Origin of the sequence: Bradyrhizobium guangzhouense (assembly GCF_004114955.1) — a bacterium.
GTDB lineage: Bacteria > Pseudomonadota > Alphaproteobacteria > Rhizobiales > Xanthobacteraceae > Bradyrhizobium > Bradyrhizobium guangzhouense.
In genome coordinates this window covers 1,792,058-1,818,012 of the sequence record NZ_CP030053.1, presented here as the reverse complement: position 1 = coordinate 1,818,012, position 25,955 = coordinate 1,792,058, and the positions used below count along the sequence as shown (strand labels likewise).

Sequence of the window (25,955 nt, the reverse complement as noted above, 5' to 3'; positions counted from 1 at the left end):
TCGACCCACGGGTGTCCGGTTCGATTGTTGTGGACAGGGTGCATGACGGGGATTCTTCTGTGTTTCGAGCGCTTCGCACACGTTCGAGACACGGAAGGAAGTCCACGCCATGCGGCATCAGAATAGCGTATTTCACAGTCTAACGAAGCAAATCCCTTGGTCTAAGTTCGAACAGGTCGTGGAGAAGTACGGGGCCGATCGATTGGTGCGCAAGTTGACGACGAAGCGCCACTTTATTGCACTGCTGTATGGGCAATTGAGCGGCTCGACGAGCCTGCGGGAGATCGTGACTGGGATGGCAAGCCACGAGACGCGGCTTTATCACGTGGGGGCGGCGCCGGTGAAGCGCTCGACGATGTCGGACGCCAACTCGCAGCGACCTTGGCAGGTGTTCAGCGAGCTGTTCGCACAGATGCTGCCGCAGGCGCATCGCGGGCTGCGGCGGGCAACCGCGGATGCGGTCCGCCTGATTGATTCTACCAGTATTAGGCTCTCCAGCCTGAGCGAGAGCTGGGCGACATTTTCGGCCGATGTGTTCGGGGCCAAGGCGCATATCGTCTACGATCCGAATGCCGATCGGCCGGTTTACTTTGCGGTGACGCCAGCCAACGTCAACGACATCACGGCTGCGAAGGCCATGCCGATTGAGCTGGGCGCAACCTACGTCTACGACCTCGGTTACTACGATTATGGCTGGTGGGCGAAGCTCGATGAGGCCGGCTGCCGCTTCGTGACGCGGTTGAAGAAGAACACTCCGCTCGACGTGATAAGGGAGAACCACGTCTCCAAGAACAGCAATATTGTGAGCGACCGGATCGGTCACTTGCCGGCCCGCCTCGCCAACAGCCGCAAGAATCCGCTGCAAGTTCCGGTCAGGGAGATCTGCGTCGTCATTGAGAGCGGCAAGCAGTTGCGTATCGTGACCAATGATCTCGACGCGTCGGCAGAAGAGATCGCCGAGCTCTACAAACAGCGCTGGCAGATCGAATTGTTCTTCCGCTGGGTCAAGCAGACGCTTCGAATCAGGCATTTTATCGGCGTCTCCGAGAACGCAGTCCGCATTCAGATCGCCATCGCCCTGATCGCGTTTCTCCTCCTGCGCATGGCCCAGCTCGCTCAAAAAGCGGTACACAGTCCCCTCGAATTTGCCCGGCTCGTCCGCACCAATCTCATGCACAGACGTCCGATCAACAACTTGCTCGAACCTCTGCAGTCCGTCCCTATCAACCAAAACCAGTTGAACCTTGGACTATACTTCCAATGAACCGGACACCCGTGGGCTCGACCGGGCGATCCAGTACGCCGCGGCGGATATGGTGAGAGCGAACTCTTCCACGCTGGCCTCTGGAATACTGGATCGCCCGGTCGAGGCCGGGCGATGACAGCGGAGTTCGAGGCCGCAAGTCACTCCACTCACCCTTCCCCATCATGCCATCCTGCCACTGTTTTGCCCGACGGGTCAATCAAAATTTCTGCCTTCCCGAAATTCCTGTTTCCGATCGTTTCTACTGTGCATGGGGTTGTTTTCGCGATTTGCGGTCGAGCGCGGCCCGCACCGATGCGCCTGACATATCCGTGAACGGCGTTGCGGCGGCTTGCAAGATACGCCGTTTTGCCGCACGAGTTGACGTATCACATCCCACCAGGAGATTTTCCATGCGTCGCGTTTTCGCCCTTTGTGCCGTTGCCGGCATCGCCAGCTCCGTGTTTGCCGCGCCCGCCTCCGCGAAGGTCGGCTATTACGTGATCCGCTGGGACAACACGGGCATCTGCCAGGTCTGGAACGAGGACCTGCACTACAAGCCGCTGCAGTGGGGCGTCTCGACCTACAAGGTCGTCAGCAAGCCGTTCCCGACCTTCACCCAGGCCTCCGACCTCCAGATCAAGATGCGCGGCGAGCGCCGCTGCACGCTCTGAGCCATCAGGCCGTTTCTGTTCGAGGGCGGGTTGCGCGAGCAGCCCGCCCTGTTCTTTTGGCCGGCGAATTGCGCGATTTCCCGCGTTGACGCTTTGAACCTGATCAGCACACGGAACTACTCACCTCTTGTCCGGGGCGCAGGCTGAGGAAGCGCCCCGCACCCCCTCCCCGTCATTGTCGGGAGGCGCATCACATCTTTCAATTTGAGGAGCTGATCCATGCGTCGTCGTATTTCCATGCTCTGCGCTGCCGCCGGTCTCGCCGCTGCCGCTTTCGTCGCTGCGAGCCCGGCCCAGGCCGGCTATCACCTGATCCGCTGGCAGGACAGCGGCTTCTGCCAGATCTGGGACGAGAGCATTCCGACCACGCCGTGGCCCGCCGGCTATCATCGCGCCAGCGCGAGCGTCCCGACCTTCGTCGATGCACTCATGATGAAGGACAGCGCGCTCAAGGCCGGTCACTGCAGCTGGTAAGACTTCGATCGGCGGACGACAGGGCCGGGCAAGGATGCGGTGCTAGCATTCCCTGCCCGGTCTTTTTTTGCCTCACGGACAGGAGCAGGTCGATGCGCGCCCGGACCACGCTGCTTGCGGCTCTCGCCGCTTCGCTGCTGCTCGCCGCGGCCGCAGAGGCGCAAGCCCCGCGATCCTTCCGCGTGATCTCGCCGATCTTCGGCCAGCTCGTCGCCTTCACGATGCCGTCGCATTTCGCGGCGGTGTTCGAGAACACCAATGGCGGTCACTACATCCGCGAAGCCGTGCTGAAAGGCGAGACGCCCGAGCGCTGGACGCAGATGATCACGGTGACGGGCGAAAAGGGCATGACGCTGACGCCAGGGAGCTCGCCGGAGATGTTCGCGGGCACGATCGCCGGCGGCTTCAAATCGGCCTGCCCCGACAGTTTTGCAGCGAGGCCCCTGGGCGAGACCAGGTTCGGCCGCTTCGAGGGCTTCATCGCAGTGATCGGTTGCGGCCGCATCGACAGCGGCCCGACGCGGCATAGCGAGACCGCGCTCTTGATCACGCTGAAGGGCGCGAGCGACTATTACACGATCCAATGGGCCGAGCGCGGCCCCGAAAGCGACGAGCCGCCGGTCAACGACATCAGCTGGCAAACGCGCCTGCGCGATCTCAGCCCGATCGATCTCTGCCCGATCGTATCGGGCGAAGCCGCGCCCTATCCGAGTTGCGTAAACAGGAACTGAGCGCTCTCAGGCGTCCTTGTGCGCACCGGGATGAATCAAGACATCGCGGGCGGCCGACAAGTCGATGAAGGCCTGCGCGCTGCCGCCCTGGTCGGGATGCATGCCCTTGGCGGCGCGGCGATAGGCCTGGTTGATGTCCTCGCAAGTGAGCTGCACCGCGAGCGGCAGGCCCAGCATCTTGCGGGCGCGATCCTCGCTCGACAGTTTCTTCGGCGCTGCGTTGCGGCGGCCAAAACGCGGCGCGGTCAAATCATGGACCACATCGAGGATCACGCCGACGCGGCGCCGCGCGGCGAGCGTCACGCCGTGATCGTCATTGTCCGCCGCCTGGCGCAGCACCGGCAGCGCCTGTTCGGCGGCCTGGCGCAACGTGGGATCATTGCTCGTCCTGATGATCTCGGCCACCAGCCGGCCGGCTTCGGCCCAATCGGCGACATCCGCCGACCGCAGGCGCTCGAGCGCCAGTTTCCAGGATTCAAGTCGTTCCATCATGCGCGCAACGTTTAACAACGCAGGCGAGTATGCCAAGGCCGCCGTTTCCGACCCCTTAATTTCGGGTTAGCCTTTCAAGAAACTTAGAAGCGAATCCGGGAGGAAATTGCCATGACATTGCTCGCAAACCACATCGCTGTCGTCACCGGCGCCGGTTCCGGCATCGGCCGGGCGATCGCCGCCGGCTATGCCCGTGAGGGCGCGCAAGTGGTGCTGCTCGACGTCAACGCCGCGACGGTCGCGGAGGCCGCCGAGGAGATCCGCAAGGCCGGCGGCAAAGCCACGAGCTTTGCGCTCGACGTGACCAAACGCGAAGACTGCTTCGCCCTGGCCAAGCAGGTCGCCGACAAGGTCGGGCAGGTCTCGATCCTCGTCAACAATGCCGGCATCACCCGCCGCAACGCCATCACGGCGGAGACCGAGGCGGTGGCCAAGGACTGGAACGACATCATCTCGCTCAACCTCAACGGCGTCTTCAACGTGACGCAGGCCTTCCTCGCACCCTTGCGCGCAGCCAAGGGCCGCATCGTCAATATCGCCTCGATCCAGTCCTTTGTGCATCTGCGCACGCCGAGTTCGGCCGCCTACACCACGTCGAAGCACGGCGTGCTCGGCTTCACCAAGGCGCTGGCGGTCGAGCTCGGCAAGGAAGGCGTGCGCGTCAACGCGATCGGGCCGGGCTTCATCGAGACCAACATCAACGCCCATGTGCGCGCCACCAATCCGGCTTTGGTGCAAGCCTTCGTCGACCACACCCCGCTCGCGCGCACCGGCAAGCCCGAGGACATCGTCGGTCCTGCGATCTTCCTCGCGTCCGACCTGTCGTCCTTCGTCACAGGATCGATCGTCATGGTGGACGGCGGATATCGCACGGTGTGAGCGAGATCGGTCCGCATCGCTATGCATCTCGTGCCAATCGCGGCAGCGCGGCGGCATTCCCAAGGTCATCTCGTGCGATCGCCGGGAATTAACCTTTCGTTAACCAAACCCGCCCACCGTAGATCTACGGCTTAGGATATTCGGCTTGGGGGTCGTTTGTTCTCGATCCGCTTCCAACGATGGAAGCGGGCGTTGATCGGGGAGTGTGTTGATGACCACTGTTCATGTCGCGGCGCCCGAGGGCGCGCAATTCCTTGCACCCAATGAGATCGTTCCACTGTTGATCGGCGCGACCGTCGGCGAGGTCGAGCGCGAGCTCGTGCTGCAGACGCTTGCGCGCTGCGACGGCAACCGCACGCGTGCCTCGCGTGTGCTCGGCCTGTCGGTGCGCACGCTGCGCAACAAGATCAGGACGTATGCGGCCTCCGGCATCGAGGTGCCGGCCTATCACGACTAGCGCGTGCCGGGGCCGAAGGCCATCCGATACAGCTTCGTGCCCACAAGCAGTGACAAGGTGATGATCGCGACCCAGGCCGCGGTCAACGCGACCGCGCGCAACGCGAAGGCCGTCAGTATGGCCCACGACGGCTGCGGCTCCTCGGCATAGCCAACCGGGACGACATCGGGCACGAGCAGATGGGCGAGACCGAGCGTCGCTGCGAGCACGACCGCGGACAGGCAAAAGATTTTCCACGCAGCGCGCATCCGTCGTTCCCTGCAAGGGTTGTGGCCGCGTATCATCAGTGACACGGCGTCCTGCGGTGCCGATTGATGTTGATCAAGCCCGCCCCGACGCGCGGGCGGAATTGCTGCTGTCGTCAAACGCCGCTAAGTAGCAAGCATGCCAAGAGGGAGTAGCGGCGTGGCAGACGATCAGGGACGGCCGGGACCTCAGGGTCCGCGCGGACGGCAGGGCGAACCGGGACGGCCGGGGCCGCAGGGGCATCCGGGCAAGCGAGGACCGGACGGCGCACGCGGCAAGCCGGGACCGCAGGGCAAGCCGGGACCAGCCGGCAAGGCTGGCGTACAGGGCAAGGCTGGTCTGCCGGGCAAGCCAGGCGAAGCTGGTCCGCGGGGCGCCGCAGGACCGCTAGGCGCCGCCGGTCCCCAAGGCGCCGCCGGCCCCCACGGCCCCGCCGGTCCCCAAGGCCCGCGCGGCGAGCCGGGCCCGCCCGGCCAATTACCGTCGATCGAGCAAGTGCTGCCATGGCTCGAACAGCTGTTCGACGCCTGGGATGAGCGCCGCCGCCAGCGCGAGCAGGAGGCCGCCGAGCGCGCTGCGCTGGAAGCCGCCGTGCACGAGGCCGAAGACGAATTCTCGGACAACGATAACCACGAGGGCGAAGGCGACGAGCCCAGGAAAAAGAAGAAAAAGAAGAAGCACGGCCACAAGGACTAGCGGCTACTCCGCCTGGTCGTCCCGCCGCGGCACCATGCCCATGCGCTCGAACTGCCAGCGCATGGCGCGGTACCAGAGATAGCCGACCGCCGCGCCACAAACCGCTGGGATCACCACGTTCGCGCTCGAAAACGAGCCGCTCCACCACATCATCCACGCGGTCCACAGCAGCGTGAATATGATGGCACCTGCTTTCAGCGGAAGAAGGGGACGGCTCATGGTTCCTGCTCCGGGTTGTCAGAACCCCGGCAGACATCATGGCGCATCACGACCGCCGCCTCCGTGAGGCGCGTCACGGTGGGAGGTTGTGGAACCTCTAACCGAAGCGCAGCCGCGTACGCTCCTTCGCTTTCTCCGCCTCGATCTCGCGATCCCGCGCCGGTGCGTGGGTGTGCAGCGAGGTCAGCAGTTTTCGTGCAGCGTCTGAAACCTCCGCCACCGCGCGGTCGAAGGCCGCCTCGTTGGCCTGTGATGGCTTGTTGAAGCCGGAGAGCTTTCGCACGAACTGGAGCGCGCTGGCGTGGATTTCATCCTCCGTCGCCGGCGGCTCGAAATTGAACAGCGTCCTGATATTGCGGCACATGCAGTTTCTCCGGTGGTTTCCTGATAGACGATCGGCCAAGCCGAAATCCTACATCGTTCCGCCCTCTTCTGCTAAGGTCCGCACCAACGCGGCCGCCGGATATGAGCCGCCTGGGGAGAGGAACATGAAAGTTTATTGTGCAGCGCTGTCGGCCGTTCTGCTGTCCGTTTCCGCATCAGCATTCGCCGCGGACTACCCGGCGCCGAAGCAGGGCGATTGGGTCGTCAGGGATTTCAAATTCCACACCGGCGAGGTCATGCCGGAACTGAAGCTGCATTACACCACGGTCGGCGAACCGACCGGACAGCCGGTGCTGGTGCTGCACGGCACCGGCGGCTCGGGCGCGAGCATGCTGAGCCCCGCCTTTGCCGGCGAATTGTTCGGCGCCGGCCAACCGCTCGACGCGTCCAAATATTACATCATCCTCCCAGACTCGATCGGCCACGGCAAGTCGTCGAAGCCCTCCGATGGCATGAAGACGAGCTTTCCGAAATACGATTACGACGACATGGTCGAGGCGCAGCATCGCCTCGTGACTGAAGGCCTCGGCGTCAAGCACCTGCGGCTCGTGATCGGCAACTCCATGGGCGGCATGCAGACGTGGCTGTGGGGCGAGAAATATCCGAAGGACATGGACGCGCTGGTGCCGATGGCCTCGCAGCCGACCGAGATGGCGTCACGCAACTGGATGCTGCGGCGGATCATGCTCGATACCATCAGGAACGATCCCGACTACAACGGCGGAAATTATACCAGCCAGCCACGGATGATGAAGTATGCGATCACCGCCTACGGCATCGCCAGCATCGGTGGCACGCTCGCCTATCAGCAACAGGCACCGACTGCGGCGAAGGCCGACAAGATCGTCGACGAGCGGCTGGCAACGCCGATTACCGCTGACGCGAACGACTACGTCTATCAATGGGAGTCCTCGCATGACTACAACGCTGCCGAAAAGCTCGAGACTATCGAGGCCTCGCTGCTGCTGATCAATTCCGCCGACGACGAGCGCAATCCGCCCGAGACCGGGATTACGGATGCCGCAATGAAGCGGGTCAAGAACGGCAAGCTGTACCTCATCCCCGCGAGCACCGAGACGCGCGGCCACGGCACCACCGGCAACGCAAAATTCTACAGCGAACAGGTCCGACAATTGCTGCAAACCGCACCGCAGCGGACGATGTAGACATCGTCGGAGCGAGCCCGCTATCGCAACGCATCATATGCGGCGCCTCGGCGCCGCATATTATTTGAGCATGCAATGAGCCGGCGGCTCGGGCTTAATCGCGTCAACGATACGAATCGAAAACGCGATGAGGAGGATTTGCATGCACAGGCTTGCGCTGTGCGTTTGGCTCGCCGCGATGACGGGCACCGCGCTCGCGTTCGACAATGGTCAGTACGACAGCGTCCCGCCCGACATCCGCGCCTGGTTCAAGAGCGTGATCGCGCCGAATGGCGTACCCTGCTGCGACATCTCCGATGGCCATCGCACGGACTACGACGTGCGCAAGGGTGCTTACTGGGTGCCGATCGAGGGACAATGGATGGAGGTGCCTGAGCGCGCCATCATCCGCGATCGCGGCAATCCGGTCGGTCAAGCCGTGGTGTGGTACGTCCACCACCGCGGCGCCATCATCATCAGTTGCTTCGTGCCCGCGGACGCGGTGTAGCGCGCGCGATGGCGTCTTGGCACCGCGCGTGCTAGGTCAACTGATGGTCTCTGCAAACGATCGAACCCGCGCTGCAATGCGCTTCGTGCTGGCGGCGCTCTACTTTGCTGCCGGCATTGCCCATCTCGGTGTTCCGGACAAGCTGCTTGCGATCACACCATCATGGGTTCCACTCGCAAGGCAATTGATTTTCGTCACCGGCGTCTGTGAAATCGCAGGCGCCATCGCGTTGGTAACGAAACCCCTGCGCTGGTGGGCCGGCGTCGCGCTCGCGCTTTATGCGCTCTGCGTGTGGCCTGCGAACATCAAGCACGCCATCGAGGGCATCGACCTTCCGCCCATTCCCAACAGCTGGTTCTATCATGGGCCGAGGCTGGCGCTTCAGCCGGTGTTGATCTGGTGGGCGCTGTACTGTGCCGACGTGATCGACTGGCCGTGGCGGCGCCACAAGAGGGATAGCGGCCAGGCCGGAGAGTGATATCCTCGAAGCTTCAATCAGGGAGACTCTCGTGACCGACCTTTGCGCCGAAGACCTCGCCACCCTCTATGCGAAGCCGACCCCGCGCGTGATCGCGAAAGCGCGTCCCGCCATCGATGCGCATGCGAAGAAGTTCATCGAAATGTCGCCGTTCTGCGTGCTCGCGACATCAGGACTCGATGGCAGCGTCGATGCCTCACCGCGCGGTGGCGGCGTCGGCTTCGTCCATGTCGCCGGCCCAAATCAGTTGCTCATGCCCGACCGCGCCGGCAACAACCGCATCGACAGTTTTCGCAATGTCGTCGAGGGCTCCGGCTTCGTGCATCTGCTGTTCTTCGTGCCTGGGATCGATGAGACGCTGCGCGTCGGCGGGCGCGGCACACTCTCGGCCGATCCGGATCTGCTTGCCTCGATGGTGGAGTTCGGCAGGCCGCCGCGCGCGGTACTGAACATCGCCGTCAGCGAAGTCTACTTCCACTGCGGCAAGGCTCTGATGCGCTCGAAGCTGTGGTCGCCGGAGAAGGTGCAGCGCTCGGTGATGCCGAGCATCGGCCAGGTCATCCACGACCAGACGGGCCTGGGCGAACCGGAAAGCCAGGAGATCGTGGAAGAGCGCTACAAGACGCAGCTCTAGACTAGCGAGTGCACCGCTGTCGTCCCGGCGAAGGCCGCGACGACATAAGAGTGCGTGGTACAGCTAGCGCCTAACGGCCTAGTGCCCCTCGCCCTCGAGCCCGCCGACATGCTTCTGGGTGTAGAGCTCGAGGCCGATGCGGCCGATCAGGTCGAGCTGGGTTTCGAGGAAGTCGATGTGGTGCTCCTCGTCGCTCATCAGCTTCTCGAACAGGTCACGCGTGACGTAGTCCTTGACCCCGTGGCAGTAGGTCGCCGCCTCCTGGTAGAGCGCGCGTGCGCTCATCTCGGCGGCGAGATCGCACTCGATGATCTCCTTGACGTTCTGGCCGATACGCAGGGGATCCAGCACCTGCATGTTCGGAAAGCCGTCGAAGAACAGAATGCGCGCGGTGAGCTTGTCGGCGTGCTCCATCTCCTCGATGGACTCCTTACGCCAGACCTTGGCCATATCCAGCAGGCCCCAATTGTCGAGAAAGCGATAGTGCAGCCAGTACTGGTTGATCGCAGTCAGCTCGTGACGCAGCGCCTTGTTGAGATAGTCGATGACTTTTGCGTCGCCCTGCATGGTCCACTCCAGCTCTTGCAGTCCAAATCGGACCTAACTTATTTTAGAACGCTTCTAAATGAGATCAAACATGAGAGCAACCGGCTACCGGAACGCGGCCGGGGAAAAGCTCAGGTCAGATTGCGGAAGGTTTCAGCAGGCCGCGAGAGCGAACCGAGCGGGTTCGGCGAGTTCGTCGTTCGCAGCCACTGTGTGGCTGTGCGGACAGCCTGCGCAGCAGGACTGTGCACATGGGCCGAGCGCTTCGTCGATGATCGTTTTTATCGTACGGGCGCAGCGGCCGCATTCGGCGCTACAGCCGAGGCATCCATAGACCTGCTTGGCATGGCGCACGGCATCGTCGGACTCGGCGACGGCGGCGCGGATGTCGTCATCGCTCAGCACGTTACAGGAACAAACGATCATGGAAGCGGTAGGCCCTTCGGTGATGCACCGTCATCGATATTTAAGGGGCCTTCCGGATGCAAAAGGAAAAACCGGAATTTCAAGCTATTCCAAACTGGCCCGGATAGAGCCTAGAACGGCTCTAAAATAGGGAGTTGCGCTGGATCAACCGGATGGCGGACCGGGGCTCAATCGCTGCTTCCGCCGCCTCCACCGTCGCCACCGCCACCTCCACCGCAATCTCCGCCGCTGCTGCCACTATCACTGGCGGAGCAGCTGCCGCTGTCGGTCGAGCTTGCTGAGCCGTCGCTGGAGAACCAGCTTCCCAGTGAGAAGCCGTCGTTCGTCGTATCCGAATAACCGTCGCTACCGCCGCCATCTCCGCCCGCCCTGGCGCGCGGACGCGGGGCGCGGTTCTGCAGATGGCTCATCAGGGCGTAACCAACCACGCCGACGGCGCCGAGGGCGATCAGGGCATTGGTCAGGGCGTTCATCATGGCCTCCCAGGCTTGAAAACCTCCGCACAACCAATTGGTCGCACCCGGCCAACGCGCCGTTCATTGATCATTCAAACGAAATATGGAACTTTGGCCGCAGGAGTCATGCGTTCCTGTGAGAGGTCGAGCAATGAAGAAGACGCTTATGGCAATCGCTGCTGCCGCCGCCCTGGTCCTGACCGCTGGATCACCGGCTCATGCGCAGCGCGGTGTCGCGGCCGGCGTCGCCGCCGGCATCATTGGTGGCGCCATCGTCGGCGGCGCTCTGGCATCTCCGTATTATTACGGACCCGGCCCCGGTTACGCCTATGGCCCAGGCTACGGCCCCGGCTACTATCCGCCCCGCTATTACGCGCCGGGTCCCGGCTACGTCGCCGACGGCTATTACGGCGACGGCTGCGTCTGGCAGAAGCAGCGCTTCTGGGACGGCTACGCCTGGCGCGTTCGTCGCGTCAGGGTCTGTGGCTAAGGCGCATTAGGCCGGATCGATTGAGCAATTCCGTCGGGCCGGTTCACTACGGATGCGCCGTTCATCTCAAGGCCTGAAAAAGACCGCTTTTTCTCGTCACAGCTCAGTGTGCGTTTACCGTGGATTGACCATTTGCGCGCTTCCTAGCTGCAAGGCCAATTCCATCAGAGTGTGCGTGAACCTTTGAACCCCGGATGCTCCTAACAAGGGACGTCCTTCTCCCAGGAGAGCCAAGAGCATGAAGAAGACTATTGTTGCCGCCCTCACGGTTGCGACGATCGCCGGTTCGCTGGTGACCGCCACGCCGTCCGCCCAGGCCCATGACGGTGTCGGCGTCGGTATCGCTGCCGGCCTGCTCGGCGGCGCAATCATCGGCGGCGCCATCGCGTCGAGCCGTCCGGCCTATGGTGGCCCGGTTTACGTGGCCGAGCCCGCTCCGCCCCCGCCGCCCTGCTACTGGCAGCGTCAGCGCTATTGGGACGGCTACGGCTGGGTCATTCGCCCGGTTCGCGTTTGCTACTGATCTGATCGGCACTGCGCTGAGCAAGCGCTGCGATCGAAGCCCGGCCGAGACCATCGGCCGGGCTTTTTCTTTGGAAGGGCCGCTAGCGCGCGGCCTGGATCGAGCGCAGCACCTCCTCGCTCGGCCAGCAATCGACCTTGAGCCCCGCCGATTTCTGATAAGCGCCGAGCGCGGCGCGCGTCTGCATGCCGGCCTTACCGTCGACCTTGTCCTTGTACAATCCAACGCGGGTGAGCCCGCGCTGCATCGCCTCGACATCCCTCGTGCGCAGCTGCTTCGACGCCGACCATGGCGTTGCAAACGGCAACGGGCTCGTCATGCGGTCGCTGAGATGACCGACGAACAGCACGTAGAGATCGGAGAAATTGTACTCCTTGATGACGAAGTAATTCTTTGTGGTCAGGAATGCCGGACCATAGACGCCCTCCGGCTGAAGCAGCGAAGCCGGCTGGGCCTGCTCTGCGGCACTCAGCTTCTGCCCGCGCACCGGCACAAAACCTTCGCGCAACCATTGGCCGATCGGCTTGGTCACCTCGGGCACACCGACGGTGCAATCCACCTTCGCCGGTGCCCGCACCTCATAGGCCCAGCGCACGCCGCTCTGCCAGCCCTTGTTGACGAGCTGCTGCGCAGCCGAGGCCAGCGCATCCGGCACCGAGTGCCAGATATCGATGCGGCCGTCGCCGTCGAAATCGACGCCGTGCTTGTAATATTCCGACGGCAGGAACTGCGTCAGCCCCGTGGCGCCGGCCCATGACGAGGTCATGTCCTTGCGCGTGACCACGCCCTCACCGAGGATCTTCAGCGCGAGGATGAACTCGTTGCGATACGTGTCCTTGCGCCGGCCGACATAGGCCTGTGTCGCCAGCACGCGGACGAGATCGTAAGGCAGTTTATAGCGGCCGAAGTCGGTCTCGCGGCCCCAGATCGCGAGCATGACGGTCGCAGGCACACCGGAGCTTTGCTCGATTTTCGTCAGCGCGGCATTGTATTTCTGCAGCAGCCGCTGTCCCTCGCCCGCAAGATTCGCTATCGAGGCTTCCCGGACGTAGTCAGCCGGCACCTGCACGAATTCGGCCTGCGACGGCGCGCCGGTCGCGGGGCGTCCCGGCAGGATCAGATCTGGCAGCTTGTAGTCCGGCTCGAGCCCGCGCGTCTGCCCGTCGAACGTCGCGCGCGACACGCCGGCCTTTTGCGCTTCCGGCCAGAGCGAGGCGATGAACTGCGTGAAGGCAACATCGGCGGCGCGGGCGGACGACCATCCGCAGGTGATCGCAATCACCGCAGCGATGAGCGCCCGCCGCATCATCGCGCCATCACCGCGTCAGCTTCTTGTACTTCACGCGGTGCGGAATGATGCTGTCCTGGCCGAGCCGGCGCATCTTGTCCTTTTCATAGTCCTGGAAGTTGCCTTCGAACCATTCGACATGGCTGTCGCCTTCGAACGCCAGGATATGGGTCGCGATACGATCGAGGAACCAGCGATCGTGGCTGATGATGACGGCGCAGCCGGCGAAATCCTCCAGTGCCTCTTCGAGGGCGCGCAGCGTATCGACGTCGAGGTCGTTGGTCGGTTCGTCGAGCAGCAGCACGTTGGCGCCTGATTTCAGCATCTTGGCGAGATGGACGCGGTTGCGTTCACCGCCCGAGAGCGCGCCGACTTTCTTCTGCTGGTCGGCACCCTTGAAGTTGAACGACGAGCAATAGCCGCGCGAGTTGACTTCCTTCTTGCCGAGCAGGATCAGCTCGTTGCCGCCGGAGATTTCCTCCCACACGGTCTTCTTGCCGTCGAGCGCATCGCGTGACTGGTCGACATAGCCGAGATGCACGGTCTCGCCGATCGTGATCGTGCCCTTGTCGGGCTTTTCCTGCCCGGTGATCATCCTGAACAGCGTGGTCTTGCCGGCGCCGTTGGGACCGATGACACCGACGATGCCGCCGGGCGGCAGCTTGAAGGTGAGATCGTCGATCAGGAGCCGATCGCCGAAGCCTTTGCTGAGGCCTTCGAAATCGACCACGTTGGCGCCGAGCCGCTCGGCCACGGGAATGATGATCTGCGCGGTCTGGGTCTGCTTCTCGCTCGCTTGCTTGAGCAGCTCCTCATAGCGCTGGTAGCGCGCCTTCGACTTGGCCTGTCGTGCCTTGGGCGACGAGGCGACCCATTCCTGCTCGCGAGCCAGCGTCTTCTGGTGCGCGGCGTCCTCGCGGCCTTCCTGCTCGAGGCGCTTTTGCTTCTGCACCAGCCAGGACGAGTAATTGCCTTCGTAAGGGATACCGCGGCCGCGATCGAGCTCGAGGATCCAGCCGGTGACATTGTCGAGGAAGTAGCGGTCGTGGGTAACGATCAGGATTGCGCCGGGATAGTTGCGCAAATGACCTTCCAGCCATGACACGGATTCGGCGTCGAGATGGTTGGTCGGTTCGTCCAGCAGCAAGAGCTCGGGCTGGTCGAGCAAGAGGCGGCACAGCGCGACGCGACGGCGCTCACCGCCGGAGAGTTTCGTCACGTCGGCATCGTCGGGCGGGCAGCGCAGCGCGTCCATGGCCTGGTCGACCTTGCTGTCGAGATCCCAGAGGCCCTGCGCCTCGATCTCGTCCTGCAGCTTGGTCATCTCGTCGGCGGTCTCGTCCGAATAGTTGACGGCGAGCTCGTTGTAGCGGTCGAGGATCGCCTTCTGCTTGGCGACGCCCAGCATGACGTTCTCGCGGACCGAGAGCTTCGGATCCAGTTGCGGTTCCTGCTCGAGATAGCCGACGCGGGCGCCTTCGGCGACCCAGGCTTCGCCGGTATATTCCTTGTCGAGGCCCGCCATGATCTTGAGCAGGGTCGACTTGCCCGAGCCGTTGACGCCGAGAACGCCGATCTTGGCGTCCGGGTAAAAGCTGAGGTGGATGTTATCGAGCACCTTCCGGGTCGGGTAGCTCTTAGTCAGGCCCTGCATGAAATAGATGAACTGGCGCGCCATCGGTCCCGTGAAACCTTCAATTTGAGGAGATTTGCTAGCCAGCGATGTAGCGATCCTGCCCCCAAAGGGCAATGTTTTCCCTCCGTTCACCACGGATGAATACTGGTCGGACACCATCCGGACGGACGATCCGGACAATTGAAACCATCTTTTAATCAATCAGGCCAAAGCTCGGTTTCGCGCGGCAACAGCGCCACCCGCTCAGAATGAACGGGGAGCACAGCGAGGCCCATCATGGCTCTGATCGAGACCCATTCCCTTCCCGTTCCGGCAGAAGCCGGTCGCGCCAACGCGCTCATCCTGGAGATCAAGGGTTTCTGGAAGCGCTTCTTCGCCACCGCCTTCAATCCTTACCGACCCGAACTGCATTACATGCGCGGCCCCGGTCCCGCCTGGCGCGCCAAGCACGGCATGGATGCTCCGATCCGGTTGAAGCCCCGCTGAACCGCCCTCTCTCTGTCGGATTTTTGAAGACCCAGACTGCTTGCGCGCGCGACTGATTGCGCGCAACCATGGCCCGGTTCCGACAACGGCGCCCCCCGCCCGGCGCTGTCACCTCTCGCCATGGATCGACGCTGATGACGCGGCTGCGCTGTGCAATTCTCGACGACTATTTCAATCTCGCCCTCGACGTTGCCGACTGGTCGAAACTGTCCGACCGGATCGACACCACCGTGTTCACCCATCCCTTTGCCTCGGAGCAGGCCGCGGCCAGCGCGCTCGCCGATTTCGAGGTCGTCTGCGCGATGCGCGAGCGCACGGCGTTCCCGAGGAGCCTGTTCGACAAGCTGCCCAAGCTGAAGCTGCTGCTCACGTCGGGCATGCGCAACGCCGCGATCGACATGGAAGCTGCCAAGGCGAAGGGCGTGACGCTCGCCGGCACGCAATATTCGCGCGATCCGACCGCGCCGTTGACCATGGGCCTGATCCTGGAGCTGACCCGCGGCATCGGCCGCGAGAATGCGCGCATGCATGCCGGTGAGCCCTGGCAGACCTTCGCCGGCGTCGAGATCGAGGGCCTCACGCTCGGCATCGTCGGCCTCGGCAAGCTCGGCAGCAAGATGGCCGGCATTGCCAAGGCGTTCGGCATGAACGTGATCGCCTGGAGCCCGAACCTCACGCCGGAGAAGTGCGCGGCTGCCGGCGTCGACTACGCCACCAAGGAGGAGCTGTTCGCCAAGGCCGACATCGTCACCATCCATGTGGTGCTGAGCGATCGTTCACGCGGCCTCGTCGGCCGCGCCGATCTTGCGCGGATGAAGCCGACCGCGTTCCTCGTCAACACCGCGCGCGGGCCCATTATCGATGAAGCGGCGCTGCTGGAGACCTTGCAGCAGCGCAAGATTGCGGGCGCAGGCCTGGATGTGTTCTCGGTCGAGCCGCTGCCGGTCGACCATCCCTTCCGCAAGCTCGACAATCTCGTGCTGACGCCGCATCTCGGCTACGCCACCGAGGACGGTTTGCGCATCCATTACGGCCAGATGGTCGATGCGATCGACGCCTGGACCAAAGGCAGCGAGCTGGCGCGCAAGCTCGCCTGAAACGACGAAGGGCGTGCCATCGGCACGCCCTTCTGCAATCCGAATATTCGCGAAGTCTCTAGCGCACGGTGACCGGCGCGGGCAGCGGCGGCACCACGGTCGGCTGCGTGCCCGGAACCGGACCAGCCTGTGCGGCCATCGGAGCCGGTGCAGCACCGGGCGCAGGCGCTGCCGATGCGGTCGTGGTCCCCGGCGCGGGACCGCCCGGAAGCACGACCACGCGGGTGCCGACCTTGGCGCGGTCGAACAGATCCGTGACATCCTCGTTCAACATGCCGATACAGCCGGAAGAGACGAACTTGCCGATCGTCGAGGGCTGGTTGGTGCCGTGAATGCGGTAGACGGTCGAGCCGAGATACATCGCGCGAGCGCCGAGCGGATTGCCTTCACCACCGGCCATGAAGCGCGGCAGATAGGGCTGGCGCTCGATCATTTCCGCCGGCGGATGCCAATCGGGCCACTCGGCCTTGCGGGTGATCTTCTGTACGCCTGTCCAGGTGAAGCCGTCGCGGCCGACGCGGACGCCGTAGCGGATCGCACGGCCATTGCCGAGGACGTAATAGAGATAGGTGTTCGGCGTATCGACCACGATGGTGCCGGCCGGCTCCTTGGTCTGGAACGCGACCTCCTGACGGCGCAGGTTCGGCGCCAGCTGCGCCGGGGCCGCATCAGGCTGCTCCTCGGGCGGCAGCGATGCGACCGACATCGGCCGACCATCGGCGCCCTGCTGCGGGACCGCGCCGGTCGCGGCGGGGCCACCGACGGCTTCCGGCGGACGCATGCCATCGCTGGCGGGCGCCTGACCCGGACGGTCGGCGTAGATCACCGCGGGCGGAGCGGCAGGCCGGCCATAGCGGGGATCGTCAGGCGACATCACCGGCCCCTGCGGCGGGGCAGCCGAATAGACCGGCGGAGCGCCAGCCGGGCGGCCATAACGCGGATCATCCGGCGACATCACCGGGCCCTGCGGCGGGGCCGCCGAGTAGACCGGCGGGCCGGCAGGGCGAGCGTAGCGCGGATCCTCAGCCGGACCGGGCGGAGGCAGCGAGGCCTGCGGCGTCGCGTCGTCTTCGTCGTCCAGCGCGTCGAAATTCGGAGCGCGGTCGCCGGGCCGATATTCGGCCGGAGCGCCATAGCTGGGCGCCTGCTGGACCGGATAGCTCTGGGCCTGTGCAAGAGAAGTTCCCGCCGCAGCGACTGTTGCGGCAGCGCATATCGTCAGAAAATGTTTGATCATCATCGCTCTTGTAAGTCCCCGGGCCCCGTCCGAGCCGTTGACGGCCAGATGACCGAAGATAGCGGCACATTCAAGACATAACAGGCTGATCGCGCCCGATTTTGCGATTTGTGATGCAATCGCACACAGTTGCCCCGTTGCATCACGGGGCGGAAATCGCATCACGCCGTAGATTGCCGGAGTGATCCACCCCGATTTTTACGGAACGGCGCAGAGACGTTGCGATATGGTCGAATCAGCCTGATTCGCCACCGATTTGAGCTCAATCCCCGCGTGGCGAAGGCGGCATTCAGTACCGTCACCGCGTTCAGATGGCTCATGGGCCCTGGCCATACGCCGCCGGGGCGGAAATTCGCGACCTGTCAATGCTTCCCGGCTTTCGCTTCCTGCTTGCCGCGATCCTGCTATCGACCTCCATCCTGGTGTTCGGCCTAGGCGCCGCCGCGCTCGTGAGAGCCAGCCACGAGCAATATGTCAGCAACCCCTCCTGGCGGAACGGCCCGCAGGAGCAGGTGTTTGCGCAGAGCTCCGAGCCGGCCCAGCCGGTGCTGGCGGCCCTGCGCGTCGAGCCCGCCGCGCCCATCGCCAACGATGCGGCGCCTGCGGCGCAGGACCAGGTCGAGAGCAACCAGATTCCGAGCATCTCACTGCCCGCGGTCGAGACCGGACCTGAGCAGATGGCCGCGGTGACACTCCAGACCAAGGTCGAGCCTGAGCCCCAGCCTGAGTCTCAGCTCGTTGCCGTCGCGCCGGTGGCAGAGCCGGCTCTGCCCGCCACCGAGGCGCCAGCCCCTGAGCAGGCCCGGAGTGGGGCCGCGGCACCTGCTCCTACTGACACGCTCACTCCGGCCGATACCGCGGCTCCCATTGTCACGGCGCCTCCGGCTCCGGCGATGTCCGCCACCGACGTGCCGCGCACTGCAACGCCGGCCCTGGCCTCGCGCGTGAGCGACATCGCAGCCGCCCGGGTAGCCGCGCTGAACGACCTCGTGCCGGCGAAGCCCAAACCAGACCGCGCGACGCAAGACAGCAAGCCGCGCGCGCACAAGCCGAAGAAGCGTCACCGCACCGTGTGGCGCGCGCCGCCGCCTCAACAGGTCAACCAGGCGCTCGATCCTTTCGGCCAGCAGCAGCAGACGCTCGCCACAACGGCTGCGCGCACGCGTTGAGACTTCATGCCGGCCCCGTCGCGATGGCCGGCCCGCCCTCCTGCCCCCATTCCGACCATGAACCGTCATACAGCGCGGTGTCGGTGATCCCGAGGCGATAGAGCGCGAGCGTCAGCACGCCGGCGGAGACGCCGGAGCCGCAGCTGGTCACGATCGGTGCATCGAGCTTGACGCCGGCACCGGTGAACGCGGCGCGCAGATCCTCGAGCGGCTTCATCGTGCCGGTCGCAGCATCGAACAGTTGATTGTATGGCACATTCCGCGCGCCGGGGATGTGGCCAGAGCGGATGCCCGCGCGCGGCTCGGGCGCACGTCCTTCGAAACGATCGGCGGCGCGAGCGTCGATCACCTGCTCGGCACGGCTTTCGACATTGGCAACCAGCTGCTGCATGCTGCGCACGCGCTTCGGATCGTAGCTCGCCTTGAAGCTCGCAGCCTTCGGCTTCACCTCGCCGCTCTCCACAGTGCGCCCCTCGGCACGCCACTTCTTCAGGCCGCCATTGAGGATGCGCACATTGCTGTGGCCAAAGGCCAGGAACATCCACCACGCGCGAGGCGCAGCGACCCAGCCGCCGGCATCGTAGATCACCACCGTTTTGTCATTGGAGATGCCGAGATTGCCGACATCGCGGCCGAACTGCTCGGCGCTCGGGTACATATGCGGCAACGGATTGGAATGATCCGACACCGCATCGACGTCGAAGAACACAGCGCCTGGCAGATGCGCGGCGAGGTAATCATCCTTCGGCAGCGGCAGCACGCCCGGCAGCTTGAAGCTGGCGTCGAGCACCTTGACGTCGGCGTCGTTGATGTGGGCGGCGAGCCATTCGGTGGAGACGAGGGGGTCGGTGGCGGTCATTGGCTTGTCCTTGTCATTCCGGGGCGCGCGTAGCGCGAACTTTGGTGCGCAATTGCGCACCTGAGAATCCATCGGGTCGCGGAGTTGGTGGATGAATGGATTCCGGGCTCGCGACTTCGTCGCGCCCCGGAATGACGGCAGGGAGAGTTAGCCCTTCTTCTTCGGCTCCCACGCTTCCGTCGGGCCGCCGGCATCGCGCCAGGCGGCGTAACCGCCGGCGATGTGGGCAACGGGCTTGAGGCCCATGTCCTTTGCGGTCTTGGCGGCGAGCGCGGAGCGCAAGCCACCGGCGCAGTGAAACACGAATTTCTTGTCCTCCTGGAAGATCGGCTTGGCGTAGGGGCTCTGCGGATCGATCCAGAATTCGAGCATGCCGCGGGTGCAGGAGAACGCACCGGGGATGCGGCCATCGCGCTCGATCTCGCGGGGGTCTCTGATGTCGACGATGACGACGTCGCCGTTCTTGGAGATCTCGATGGCGTCCTTGGCTGACAGCGTCTCGATTTCGGCATTGGCCTCGTCGATCAGCGCCTTGATGCCACGTGTGATGTTCTGGGGCATGTGTCTTCCCTTCTGTTCTTTCGTCATTCCGGGGCGCGACGAAGTCGCAAGCCCGGAATTCATTTCTCCACCAACTCTGCCGCCCGATGGATTCTCAGGTGCGCAATTGCGCACCAAAGCTCGCGCTGCGCGCGCCCCGGAATGACGGGAGGCTAGTGCGTCAACTCCTTCATCGCATGTTCCAGCCCCTCGATGGTGATCGGGTACATGCGGTTGGCGAAGATGCGCTTGATGATGGTGGTGGATTCCGAATAGTCCCAATGCTTCTGCGCGACCGGATTGAGCCACACCGTGTGCGGATAGGTACGGATGATGCGGTCGAGCCAGACCGTGCCGGGCTCCTCGTTGACATGCTCGACCGAGCCGCCGGGCACCATGATCTCGTAAGGGCTCATCGAGGCGTCGCCGACGAACACGACCTTGTAGTCGTGCGGATACTTATGCAGCACGTCCCAGGTCGGCGTGCGGTCGGTGAAGCGGCGCTTGTTCTGCTTCCACACGCCTTCATAGAGGCAGTTGTGGAAGTAGAAATACTCCATGTGCTTGAACTCGCTCTTCGCCGCCGAGAACAGCTCTTCGACCTGCTCGATATGCGAGTCCATGGAGCCGCCGATGTCGAAAAACACCAGGAGCTTCACCGCATTGCGCCGCTCGGGGCGCATGTGGACGTCGAGATAGCCGTGATTGGCGGTCTCGCGAATGGTGGTGTCGAGATCGAGCTCGTCGGGCGCGCCGGTGCGCGCAAATTTGCGCAGGCGCCGCAGTGCCACCTTGATGTTGCGAATGCCGAGCTCGACATTGCCGTCGAGGTCCTTGAACTCACGCTTGTCCCACACCTTCACGGCGCGGTTGTTGCGGTTCTTCTCCTGGCCGATGCGGACGCCTTCGGGATTGTAGCCGTGCGCGCCGAACGGTGAGGTGCCGGCCGTGCCGATCCATTTCGAGCCGCCCTGGTGGCGACCCTTCTGCTCCTCGAGGCGCTTCTTCAAGGTCTCCATGAGCTTGTCCCAGCCCATGGCCTCGATCTGCTTCTTCTCCTCTTCCGAGAGATATTTCTCGGCGAGCTTCTTCAGCCACTCCTCGGGGATCTCCGCCTTCTCCATGGCGTCGAGCAGGCTCTCCAGCCCCTTGAACACCGTGCCGAAGACGCGGTCGAACTTGTCGAGATTGCGCTCGTCCTTCACCAACGAGGCGCGCGACAGATAGTAGAAATTCTCGACCGAATAGTCCGAGAGGTCAGCGTCGAGCGCCTCCATCAGCGTGAGGTATTCGCGCAGCGTGACGGGGACCTGCGCATCGCGCAGAGAGGTAAAGAATTGCAGGAACATGGGTGACAGATTGCCCGTCGAGGGACGAACGTCAAGGGGCGGAGACCGGCGTAGGACGCTGGACCGGGAGGCTTTTTGCTCTAGAATTGACCACCTCGCAGGGTCGTTTTGGGGACTGATGTCATGGGAATTATCGCAGCGCTCATCATCGGCGCGATCGCCGGCTGGCTGGCCGGCAAGATTGTCCACGGGGCGGGATTTGGGCTGATCGGCAACATCGTCGTCGGCATCATCGGCGCGCTGGTGGCGAGCTGGGTGCTGCCCCAGCTTCACATCGAGCTCGCCACCGGCACGGTCGGCGCCATCGTCGATGCCACCATTGGCGCGGTGATTGTGCTGGTCATCCTTTCGCTGATAAGACGGGTCTGAAAGCCTGACCGAACCAGGAACGGCCGCCATGTGCGGCCGTTCCCATGTCGCGACCGGGACCAAGAAATTGGCAACGCCCCGGCCGACGACCAACAAGGACGCGCAATGAAATTTACGGGCACCAAGGACTATGTTGCGACCGAAGATCTCAAGGTCGCCGTCAATGCCTCGATCGTGCTGGAGCGCCCGCTCCTCATCAAGGGCGAGCCCGGCACCGGCAAGACGGTGCTGGCGGAGGAAGTGGCGAAGGCTCTGAACGCGCCGCTTCTGACCTGGCACATCAAGTCCACCACCAAGGCGCAGCAGGGCCTCTATGAATACGATGCGGTGTCGCGCCTGCGCGACAGCCAACTCGGCGATGCGCGCGTCTCCGACATCAAGAACTACATCAAGCGCGGCAAGCTGTGGGAAGCCTTCACCGCCGAGCAGCGCCCGGTGCTCCTGATCGACGAGATCGACAAGGCCGACATCGAATTCCCCAACGACCTCTTGCTCGAGCTCGACCGCATGGAATTCCATGTCTACGAGACCGGCGAGACGATCAAGGCCAAGCAGCGCCCGATCATGATGATCACCTCCAACAACGAGAAGGAGCTGCCGGACGCCTTCCTGCGCCGCTGCTTCTTCCACTACATCAAGTTCCCCGACGCCGACACGATGGGCCGCATCGTCGACGTCCACTTCCCCGGCATCAAGAAGCGCCTGGTCGAGGAAGCGCTGCGCATCTTCTTCGAGGTGCGCGAGGTGCCGGGCCTGAAGAAGAAGCCGTCAACGTCCGAGCTGCTCGACTGGCTCAAGCTGCTGCTCAACGAGGACATGAGCGTCGAGCAACTGCGCGAACGCGACCCGCGCAAGCTGATCCCGCCGCTGCACGGCGCGCTGCTGAAGAACGAGCAGGACGTGCATCTGTTCGAGCGGTTGGCGTTCTTGAGCCGGCGGGAAGTGTGAGGGCGAGCGCTCCTGCGATCGCACTCCGCTGCGGCCACACTGACGGCGTCATGCCCCGGCCTTGACCGGGGCATCCAGCACGCCGCAGCTTCTCGATTCAATCACAACCACCTCTGGAATACTGAATCGCCCGCTTTCGCGAGCGATGACAGCGGATGCGGCGCGTCACCTTCAGAATCGTTATGGAGGGCCGTGAACCGGCCTGCCGGGTCAAACGACAAATGGTCTTGCCAATTTCATTTCGAGAGACCGATGATCCGTTATGTCGTCCTGTCCGTCACTCTGCTGACCGGCGCGGCGGCTTCCGCCGAGCCCGTCGACTGCGACGCGATCGTGAACACGGCGGCGCCGGTGGAATTGACTTATCACGAGGGCGACGAGGCCTCCGTCATCCAGGTCTACAGGGACAATTCGGGCAAGACTGTCGTTTGGCTCAAGACGATGAAGGGCAAGTTTGTTGCCAAGGGCGTTTTCGAAGGCGGCATCCTGACATCGGGCGAGACCACTTCGGCCTACGCCGGCAAGTTCAAATCCTCGACCATCAAGTACGTTGAGCGAGGCATGCCGCGGCAGTTCGATCGTCGATCGGATCTCAAGTACAGCACCACCTCATCAGTCGTCTACGCGGACGGCAGCACGAGAGAGTCCACCACCACCTATGACTACAGGTTCAAATCAGCAGGCAAGGAATCGGTTGGTCCGTGCGCGCTGGACGTCATTCGCGGGGAGTCCGACCGCGTGAACGAGACGACGGGCAAGACGTCCCATTCCTGGTCCCTGTACTTCCCGCAGCTCACGGCGGCGATCATCGGCCAGACCGCAGAGCCGGTTCTCGACGACATCAGGACCACGTTCATTCCGATGACTCCGATCCCGTAGGCGGTGGACTTCACGCCACCGCTGCGTCCGGGATGCGTGCGGCTTCCATCGGCGCCTTGCCGCGGATCAGGTCCGAGGCGCGGTCGGCGATCATCATGGTGGACGCATTCAAATTTGCCGAGATCATACGCGGCATCACCGAGGCGTCGATGACGCGGAGACCTTCGAGGCCGTGCACGCGGAGCTGGTCGTCGACGACCGCCCAGTTCGAATCCGCCGGGCCCATGCGGCAAGTACAGCCGGGGTGGAACGTGGTGGTGCCACGCTCGGTCGCCGCATGCAGAAATTCGTCGTCGGTGACGACGTTCGGGCCGGGGAAATCCTCATAGGCGTAGTAAGGCGAGAGCGGCGCGCTTTTCAAGAGATTGCGCGCGAGCTTCATGCCGCCGACGATGACGCGGCGGTCGAGCTCGGCGTCGAGATAATTGGTCTGGATGATCGGCGGCGCGAACGGATCGTTGGAGCGGATGCGGACATAGCCGCGGCTCTCTGGGCGCTGCTGCCAGGAGGCGACGGTCATACCGGGCTCGTCCTCGAGCTGGCCCTGCACGCCTTCCTTGTAGCTCGCTGGCGTGAAGGTTAGCTGCAAATCCGAACTATCGGCGCTCTCGCCGGAGTGCCAGAAGCAATAGACCATGGTCGGCGACAGCGAGAGCAGGCCGCGGCGCGCGGTCGCCCATTTCAGCGCCTCGATCCACAGCGAGAAGCCGCGTCGGAGCTCGTTGATCGTCTTGATGTCTTTTACGCGCGCCACGGTTCGCGGGGCGTAGTGATCCTGAAGACCTTCCCCGACGGGGAGCGCGTGGCGGACCTGGATGCCGTGGGCGTTCAGCAAATCTGGCGAGCCGATGCCGGAGAGCTGGAGCAGTTGCGGCGAATTATAGGTGCCGCCGGAAAGGATGACCTCCTTGTTGGCGCGCACCTCGACCGGCGTACCGCCGCGGCCGCCTTTGGTGTAGCGCACGCCGACGGCGCGCTTGCCCTCGAAGATGATCTCGGTCGCGTGCGCGTGCGTGTGCACATGCACGTTCGGCCGCTTCATCGCCGGCTTGAGGAATGCGGTCGAGCCGGAGACGCGCAGGCCCTTGTCGATGGTACGCTGGCAGTAGGAGACGCCTTCCTGCTTCGCGCCGTTGTAATCGGGGTTGCGGGGAATGCCGAGCGAGACCGCGCCTTCCATAAAGGCTTCGCAGAGCGGATCGCGCCAGTCCATGGTGGTGACGGTGAGATTACCGTCGCGGCCACGGAAGGTGCTGTCGCCCTCGCCGACCCGCTTCTCCAGGCGCTTGAAGTAAGGCAGCACGTCGGCGTAGCCCCAGCCGCGATTGCCCATCTGCGCCCAGGTGTCGAAATCCATGCGCTGGCCGCGGTTGTAGATGTGGCCGTTGATGGAGGACGAGCCGCCCAGCGTCTTGCCGCGCGGCGCGTAGATGCTGCGCCCGTTCGTGTAGGGCCCGACCTCCTGCTGGTAGGCCCAGTTGATGCTCTTCATGTGGAAGGTCTTGATGAAACCCGCCGGCAGATGGATGTAGGGGTGCCAGTCGTTCGGGCCCGCCTCGAGCACGCAGACGCTCACGTCAGGATCTTCGCTGAGCCTGGAGGTGAGGATGCAACCGGCCGATCCCGCGCCGATGATCACGTAGTCAAATCTGTCCATGGTGCCTGCGTCCTTAGCGTGCAATACGTCTTCGTTAAATCGGTGCCAGAAGCGGGCGTTCTTCACCTTCTCCCATGGGGAGAGGTGATCGAACCAGCGGCGACATTGGTGCGAAAAGCGTGCACAAAAGCTAGCGCGGCCTTTCGTTGAGCTGGTAGTTGAGATGCGCCTTCACCGTCGGCCATTCGGCGGCGGTGATGCTGTACACGACGGTGTCACGCAGTGTGCCGTTCGGCGCGACCTGGTGGCTGCGCAAGACACCGTCCTGCTTGGCGCCGAGGCGCTCGATGGCGCGGCGGCTCTGGTGGTTGAAGAAATGCGTGCGGAATTCCACCGCGATGCAGTTCAGCGTCTCGAAGGCGTGCTGGAGCAAGAGCAGCTTGCACTGGGTGTTGAGCGGGCCACGCTGCGCGCTCTTGCCATACCAGGTCGAGCCGATCTCGACGCGGCGGTTGGCGGCATCGGTGTTCATATAGGTCGTCATGCCGACGATGTTGCCGCCGGCGTCGAACACCGTGAATGGCAGCATCGAGCCCGCGGCCTGCAGGCCCAAGCGGCGGTCGATCTCCTTGCCCATGTTCTCCGGCAGCGGGATCGCCGTGTACCAGAGCTTCGACAGCTCGCCGTCCTTCACGGCCTCCGTCAGCCCCTGGAGATGTTCTTTCGACAGCGATTCGAGACGGGCGTGCTGTCCGCGCAAGGTGGTGGGATCAGGCCAGGGCATTGAAGTCTCTCCTTACG

Annotated in this window: 34 protein-coding genes; 19 read left to right on the top strand and 15 right to left on the bottom strand. The window is 63.7% G+C overall.

The features are described 5' to 3' along the window. Positions 1-109: 109 nt before the first annotated feature. The 4 genes from XH91_RS08770 (at position 110) to XH91_RS08755 (ending at position 3,122) form a co-directional block, all read left to right on the top strand. Positions 110-1,264, top strand: coding sequence for an IS4 family transposase (locus XH91_RS08770; RefSeq protein WP_128950217.1), 1,155 nt, complete (start codon positions 110-112; stop codon positions 1,262-1,264). A gap of 392 nt (positions 1,265-1,656) precedes the next feature. After that, positions 1,657-1,917: a hypothetical protein gene (locus XH91_RS08765; RefSeq protein ID WP_128950216.1), complete on the top strand. Its 261-nt coding sequence runs from the start codon at positions 1,657-1,659 to the stop codon at positions 1,915-1,917. A 219-nt stretch (positions 1,918-2,136) separates the two neighbouring features. Beyond that, positions 2,137-2,391, top strand: a complete 255-nt coding sequence (locus tag XH91_RS08760) for a hypothetical protein (RefSeq protein ID WP_128950215.1) — start codon at positions 2,137-2,139, stop codon at positions 2,389-2,391. A gap of 92 nt (positions 2,392-2,483) precedes the next feature. Continuing rightward, the gene (locus XH91_RS08755) at positions 2,484-3,122 is read left to right on the top strand and encodes a hypothetical protein (RefSeq protein ID WP_128950214.1); all 639 of its coding nucleotides are present in this window, start codon (positions 2,484-2,486) and stop codon (positions 3,120-3,122) included. 6 nt (positions 3,123-3,128) lie between these two features. Here the strand turns inward: XH91_RS08755 and XH91_RS08750 are convergent, their stop codons facing one another. Next, positions 3,129-3,614 (bottom strand): J domain-containing protein, encoded by a 486-nt coding sequence (locus XH91_RS08750; protein WP_128950213.1) that lies wholly within the window; start codon positions 3,612-3,614, stop codon positions 3,129-3,131. A gap of 111 nt (positions 3,615-3,725) precedes the next feature. Here XH91_RS08750 and XH91_RS08745 point away from each other — a divergent pair, with 111 nt between their 5' ends. Both XH91_RS08745 and XH91_RS08740 read left to right on the top strand, forming a co-directional pair. Beyond that, positions 3,726-4,493, top strand: coding sequence for an SDR family NAD(P)-dependent oxidoreductase (locus tag XH91_RS08745; RefSeq protein WP_128950212.1), 768 nt, complete (start codon positions 3,726-3,728; stop codon positions 4,491-4,493). 211 nt (positions 4,494-4,704) lie between these two features. Continuing rightward, positions 4,705-4,950, top strand: a complete 246-nt coding sequence (locus XH91_RS08740) for a helix-turn-helix domain-containing protein (RefSeq protein ID WP_128950211.1) — start codon at positions 4,705-4,707, stop codon at positions 4,948-4,950. Here the strand turns inward: XH91_RS08740 and XH91_RS08735 are convergent. Next, the gene (locus XH91_RS08735) at positions 4,947-5,198 is read right to left on the bottom strand and encodes a hypothetical protein (RefSeq protein WP_245477290.1); all 252 of its coding nucleotides are present in this window, start codon (positions 5,196-5,198) and stop codon (positions 4,947-4,949) included. The genes XH91_RS08740 and XH91_RS08735 overlap by 4 nt on opposite strands. A 157-nt stretch (positions 5,199-5,355) precedes the next feature. On the opposite strand from XH91_RS08735, the gene XH91_RS08730 reads away from it, so the two are divergent. Further along, positions 5,356-5,892 carry a collagen-like domain-containing protein gene (locus tag XH91_RS08730; RefSeq protein WP_128950210.1) on the top strand — a complete coding sequence of 179 codons (537 nt, stop codon included), beginning with the start codon at positions 5,356-5,358 and terminating at the stop codon, positions 5,890-5,892. A gap of 3 nt (positions 5,893-5,895) precedes the next feature. Here XH91_RS08730 and XH91_RS08725 read toward each other — a convergent pair whose 3' ends face one another. Both XH91_RS08725 and XH91_RS08720 read right to left on the bottom strand, forming a co-directional pair. Further along, complete coding sequence (locus tag XH91_RS08725; protein WP_128950209.1) at positions 5,896-6,111, bottom strand: hypothetical protein; 216 nt, start codon at positions 6,109-6,111, stop codon at positions 5,896-5,898. A 97-nt stretch (positions 6,112-6,208) separates the two neighbouring features. Then, positions 6,209-6,475, bottom strand: coding sequence for a DUF2277 domain-containing protein (locus XH91_RS08720; RefSeq protein WP_128950208.1), 267 nt, complete (start codon positions 6,473-6,475; stop codon positions 6,209-6,211). 124 nt (positions 6,476-6,599) lie between these two features. Between XH91_RS08720 and XH91_RS08715 the strand changes: the two genes are divergently transcribed. The 4 genes from XH91_RS08715 to XH91_RS08700 all read left to right on the top strand — a co-directional run bounded on the left by XH91_RS08715 (position 6,600) and on the right by XH91_RS08700 (position 9,260). Further along, entirely contained in the window at positions 6,600-7,661 is a 1,062-nt protein-coding gene (locus XH91_RS08715; protein WP_128950207.1) for an alpha/beta fold hydrolase, read from the top strand. Positions 7,662-7,803: 142 nt separating this feature from the next. Continuing rightward, on the top strand, positions 7,804-8,148 hold the full coding sequence (locus tag XH91_RS08710; RefSeq protein ID WP_128950206.1) for a hypothetical protein: 345 nt from the start codon (positions 7,804-7,806) through the stop codon (positions 8,146-8,148). 76 nt (positions 8,149-8,224) lie between these two features. Then, positions 8,225-8,626, top strand: a complete 402-nt coding sequence (locus XH91_RS08705; RefSeq protein WP_430648538.1) for a DoxX family protein — start codon at positions 8,225-8,227, stop codon at positions 8,624-8,626. Positions 8,627-8,657: 31 nt separating this feature from the next. Beyond that, a complete protein-coding gene (locus XH91_RS08700; protein WP_128950205.1) occupies positions 8,658-9,260 on the top strand; it encodes a pyridoxamine 5'-phosphate oxidase family protein in 603 nt (200 codons plus the stop codon). 78 nt (positions 9,261-9,338) lie between these two features. Here the strand turns inward: XH91_RS08700 and bfr are convergent, their stop codons facing one another. The 3 genes from bfr to XH91_RS08685 form a co-directional block, all read right to left on the bottom strand. Next, positions 9,339-9,827, bottom strand: coding sequence for a bacterioferritin (gene bfr, locus XH91_RS08695; protein ID WP_011089420.1), 489 nt, complete (start codon positions 9,825-9,827; stop codon positions 9,339-9,341). Positions 9,828-9,959: 132 nt separating this feature from the next. Further along, positions 9,960-10,232: a (2Fe-2S)-binding protein gene (locus tag XH91_RS08690; protein WP_128950204.1), complete on the bottom strand. Its 273-nt coding sequence runs from the start codon at positions 10,230-10,232 to the stop codon at positions 9,960-9,962. Between the two features lie 167 nt (positions 10,233-10,399). Next, positions 10,400-10,705 (bottom strand): hypothetical protein, encoded by a 306-nt coding sequence (locus XH91_RS08685; RefSeq protein WP_347338605.1) that lies wholly within the window; start codon positions 10,703-10,705, stop codon positions 10,400-10,402. Positions 10,706-10,838: 133 nt separating this feature from the next. Here XH91_RS08685 and XH91_RS08680 point away from each other — a divergent pair, with 133 nt between their 5' ends. Beyond that, complete coding sequence (locus XH91_RS08680; protein ID WP_164934137.1) at positions 10,839-11,177, top strand: hypothetical protein; 339 nt, start codon at positions 10,839-10,841, stop codon at positions 11,175-11,177. 238 nt (positions 11,178-11,415) lie between these two features. After that, positions 11,416-11,700: a hypothetical protein gene (locus XH91_RS08675; protein WP_128950201.1), complete on the top strand. Its 285-nt coding sequence runs from the start codon at positions 11,416-11,418 to the stop codon at positions 11,698-11,700. An 82-nt stretch (positions 11,701-11,782) separates the two neighbouring features. On the opposite strand, the gene XH91_RS08670 is transcribed toward XH91_RS08675, so the two are convergent. After that, positions 11,783-13,009: a lytic murein transglycosylase gene (locus tag XH91_RS08670; RefSeq protein WP_128950200.1), complete on the bottom strand. Its 1,227-nt coding sequence runs from the start codon at positions 13,007-13,009 to the stop codon at positions 11,783-11,785. 7 nt (positions 13,010-13,016) lie between these two features. Continuing rightward, positions 13,017-14,666, bottom strand: coding sequence for an energy-dependent translational throttle protein EttA (ettA, locus tag XH91_RS08665; protein ID WP_128950199.1), 1,650 nt, complete (start codon positions 14,664-14,666; stop codon positions 13,017-13,019). A gap of 234 nt (positions 14,667-14,900) precedes the next feature. Here ettA and XH91_RS08660 point away from each other — a divergent pair, with 234 nt between their 5' ends. Beyond that, positions 14,901-15,110, top strand: a complete 210-nt coding sequence (locus XH91_RS08660) for a hypothetical protein (RefSeq protein ID WP_128950198.1) — start codon at positions 14,901-14,903, stop codon at positions 15,108-15,110. Between the two features lie 134 nt (positions 15,111-15,244). Beyond that, entirely contained in the window at positions 15,245-16,207 is a 963-nt protein-coding gene (locus XH91_RS08655) for a D-2-hydroxyacid dehydrogenase family protein (protein WP_128950197.1), read from the top strand. 58 nt (positions 16,208-16,265) lie between these two features. On the opposite strand, the gene XH91_RS08650 is transcribed toward XH91_RS08655, so the two are convergent. Further along, positions 16,266-17,444, bottom strand: coding sequence for a L,D-transpeptidase (locus tag XH91_RS08650; protein WP_164934136.1), 1,179 nt, complete (start codon positions 17,442-17,444; stop codon positions 16,266-16,268). Between the two features lie 365 nt (positions 17,445-17,809). Between XH91_RS08650 and XH91_RS08645 the strand changes: the two genes are divergently transcribed. After that, positions 17,810-18,613, top strand: coding sequence for a hypothetical protein (locus XH91_RS08645; protein WP_128950195.1), 804 nt, complete (start codon positions 17,810-17,812; stop codon positions 18,611-18,613). A gap of 4 nt (positions 18,614-18,617) precedes the next feature. On the opposite strand, the gene sseA is transcribed toward XH91_RS08645, so the two are convergent. From sseA to XH91_RS08630, 3 genes are all read right to left on the bottom strand, one after another. Continuing rightward, positions 18,618-19,472: a 3-mercaptopyruvate sulfurtransferase gene (gene sseA / locus XH91_RS08640; protein ID WP_128950194.1), complete on the bottom strand. Its 855-nt coding sequence runs from the start codon at positions 19,470-19,472 to the stop codon at positions 18,618-18,620. Positions 19,473-19,619: 147 nt separating this feature from the next. Beyond that, a complete protein-coding gene (locus XH91_RS08635) occupies positions 19,620-20,033 on the bottom strand; it encodes a rhodanese-like domain-containing protein (protein ID WP_128950193.1) in 414 nt (137 codons plus the stop codon). A 152-nt stretch (positions 20,034-20,185) separates the two neighbouring features. Next, complete coding sequence (locus XH91_RS08630) at positions 20,186-21,361, bottom strand: vWA domain-containing protein (protein WP_128950192.1); 1,176 nt, start codon at positions 21,359-21,361, stop codon at positions 20,186-20,188. Between the two features lie 123 nt (positions 21,362-21,484). Between XH91_RS08630 and XH91_RS08625 the strand changes: the two genes are divergently transcribed. The 3 genes from XH91_RS08625 (at position 21,485) to XH91_RS08615 (ending at position 23,557) form a co-directional block, all read left to right on the top strand. Beyond that, positions 21,485-21,730 carry a GlsB/YeaQ/YmgE family stress response membrane protein gene (locus tag XH91_RS08625; RefSeq protein WP_128950191.1) on the top strand — a complete coding sequence of 82 codons (246 nt, stop codon included), beginning with the start codon at positions 21,485-21,487 and terminating at the stop codon, positions 21,728-21,730. A 105-nt stretch (positions 21,731-21,835) separates the two neighbouring features. Next, positions 21,836-22,678 (top strand): AAA family ATPase, encoded by an 843-nt coding sequence (locus XH91_RS08620; RefSeq protein WP_128950190.1) that lies wholly within the window; start codon positions 21,836-21,838, stop codon positions 22,676-22,678. Between the two features lie 252 nt (positions 22,679-22,930). Beyond that, positions 22,931-23,557 carry a hypothetical protein gene (locus XH91_RS08615; RefSeq protein ID WP_128950189.1) on the top strand — a complete coding sequence of 209 codons (627 nt, stop codon included), beginning with the start codon at positions 22,931-22,933 and terminating at the stop codon, positions 23,555-23,557. Between the two features lie 10 nt (positions 23,558-23,567). Here XH91_RS08615 and XH91_RS08610 read toward each other — a convergent pair whose 3' ends face one another. After that, positions 23,568-25,214, bottom strand: a complete 1,647-nt coding sequence (locus XH91_RS08610; RefSeq protein ID WP_128950188.1) for a GMC family oxidoreductase — start codon at positions 25,212-25,214, stop codon at positions 23,568-23,570. Positions 25,215-25,344: 130 nt separating this feature from the next. Further along, entirely contained in the window at positions 25,345-25,938 is a 594-nt protein-coding gene (locus XH91_RS08605) for a GNAT family N-acetyltransferase (RefSeq protein WP_128950187.1), read from the bottom strand. Positions 25,939-25,955 lie beyond the last annotated feature (17 nt).

Coding starts and splice junctions, on each gene's coding strand:
- XH91_RS08715 (WP_128950207.1), top strand. CDS start 6,600: ATGAAAGTTTATTGTGCAGCGCTGTCGGCCGTTCTGCTGTCCGTTTCC.
- XH91_RS08675 (WP_128950201.1), top strand. CDS start 11,416: ATGAAGAAGACTATTGTTGCCGCCCTCACGGTTGCGACGATCGCCGGT.
- XH91_RS08735 (WP_245477290.1), bottom strand. CDS start 5,198: ATGCGCGCTGCGTGGAAAATCTTTTGCCTGTCCGCGGTCGTGCTCGCA.
- XH91_RS08685 (WP_347338605.1), bottom strand. CDS start 10,705: ATGAACGCCCTGACCAATGCCCTGATCGCCCTCGGCGCCGTCGGCGTG.
- sseA (WP_128950194.1), bottom strand. CDS start 19,472: ATGACCGCCACCGACCCCCTCGTCTCCACCGAATGGCTCGCCGCCCAC.
- XH91_RS08620 (WP_128950190.1), top strand. CDS start 21,836: ATGAAATTTACGGGCACCAAGGACTATGTTGCGACCGAAGATCTCAAG.
- XH91_RS08725 (WP_128950209.1), bottom strand. CDS start 6,111: ATGAGCCGTCCCCTTCTTCCGCTGAAAGCAGGTGCCATCATATTCACG.
- XH91_RS08765 (WP_128950216.1), top strand. CDS start 1,657: ATGCGTCGCGTTTTCGCCCTTTGTGCCGTTGCCGGCATCGCCAGCTCC.
- XH91_RS08610 (WP_128950188.1), bottom strand. CDS start 25,214: ATGGACAGATTTGACTACGTGATCATCGGCGCGGGATCGGCCGGTTGC.
- bfr (WP_011089420.1), bottom strand. CDS start 9,827: ATGCAGGGCGACGCAAAAGTCATCGACTATCTCAACAAGGCGCTGCGT.
- XH91_RS08755 (WP_128950214.1), top strand. CDS start 2,484: ATGCGCGCCCGGACCACGCTGCTTGCGGCTCTCGCCGCTTCGCTGCTG.
- XH91_RS08605 (WP_128950187.1), bottom strand. CDS start 25,938: ATGCCCTGGCCTGATCCCACCACCTTGCGCGGACAGCACGCCCGTCTC.
- XH91_RS08690 (WP_128950204.1), bottom strand. CDS start 10,232: ATGATCGTTTGTTCCTGTAACGTGCTGAGCGATGACGACATCCGCGCC.
- XH91_RS08760 (WP_128950215.1), top strand. CDS start 2,137: ATGCGTCGTCGTATTTCCATGCTCTGCGCTGCCGCCGGTCTCGCCGCT.
- XH91_RS08720 (WP_128950208.1), bottom strand. CDS start 6,475: ATGTGCCGCAATATCAGGACGCTGTTCAATTTCGAGCCGCCGGCGACG.
- XH91_RS08740 (WP_128950211.1), top strand. CDS start 4,705: ATGACCACTGTTCATGTCGCGGCGCCCGAGGGCGCGCAATTCCTTGCA.
- XH91_RS08655 (WP_128950197.1), top strand. CDS start 15,245: ATGACGCGGCTGCGCTGTGCAATTCTCGACGACTATTTCAATCTCGCC.
- XH91_RS08615 (WP_128950189.1), top strand. CDS start 22,931: ATGATCCGTTATGTCGTCCTGTCCGTCACTCTGCTGACCGGCGCGGCG.
- XH91_RS08650 (WP_164934136.1), bottom strand. CDS start 17,444: ATGATCAAACATTTTCTGACGATATGCGCTGCCGCAACAGTCGCTGCG.
- XH91_RS08670 (WP_128950200.1), bottom strand. CDS start 13,009: ATGATGCGGCGGGCGCTCATCGCTGCGGTGATTGCGATCACCTGCGGA.
- XH91_RS08710 (WP_128950206.1), top strand. CDS start 7,804: ATGCACAGGCTTGCGCTGTGCGTTTGGCTCGCCGCGATGACGGGCACC.
- XH91_RS08745 (WP_128950212.1), top strand. CDS start 3,726: ATGACATTGCTCGCAAACCACATCGCTGTCGTCACCGGCGCCGGTTCC.
- XH91_RS08770 (WP_128950217.1), top strand. CDS start 110: ATGCGGCATCAGAATAGCGTATTTCACAGTCTAACGAAGCAAATCCCT.
- XH91_RS08750 (WP_128950213.1), bottom strand. CDS start 3,614: ATGATGGAACGACTTGAATCCTGGAAACTGGCGCTCGAGCGCCTGCGG.
- XH91_RS08645 (WP_128950195.1), top strand. CDS start 17,810: ATGCTTCCCGGCTTTCGCTTCCTGCTTGCCGCGATCCTGCTATCGACC.
- XH91_RS08660 (WP_128950198.1), top strand. CDS start 14,901: ATGGCTCTGATCGAGACCCATTCCCTTCCCGTTCCGGCAGAAGCCGGT.
- XH91_RS08625 (WP_128950191.1), top strand. CDS start 21,485: ATGGGAATTATCGCAGCGCTCATCATCGGCGCGATCGCCGGCTGGCTG.
- XH91_RS08705 (WP_430648538.1), top strand. CDS start 8,225: ATGCGCTTCGTGCTGGCGGCGCTCTACTTTGCTGCCGGCATTGCCCAT.
- XH91_RS08630 (WP_128950192.1), bottom strand. CDS start 21,361: ATGTTCCTGCAATTCTTTACCTCTCTGCGCGATGCGCAGGTCCCCGTC.
- ettA (WP_128950199.1), bottom strand. CDS start 14,666: ATGGCGCGCCAGTTCATCTATTTCATGCAGGGCCTGACTAAGAGCTAC.
- XH91_RS08680 (WP_164934137.1), top strand. CDS start 10,839: ATGAAGAAGACGCTTATGGCAATCGCTGCTGCCGCCGCCCTGGTCCTG.
- XH91_RS08635 (WP_128950193.1), bottom strand. CDS start 20,033: ATGCCCCAGAACATCACACGTGGCATCAAGGCGCTGATCGACGAGGCC.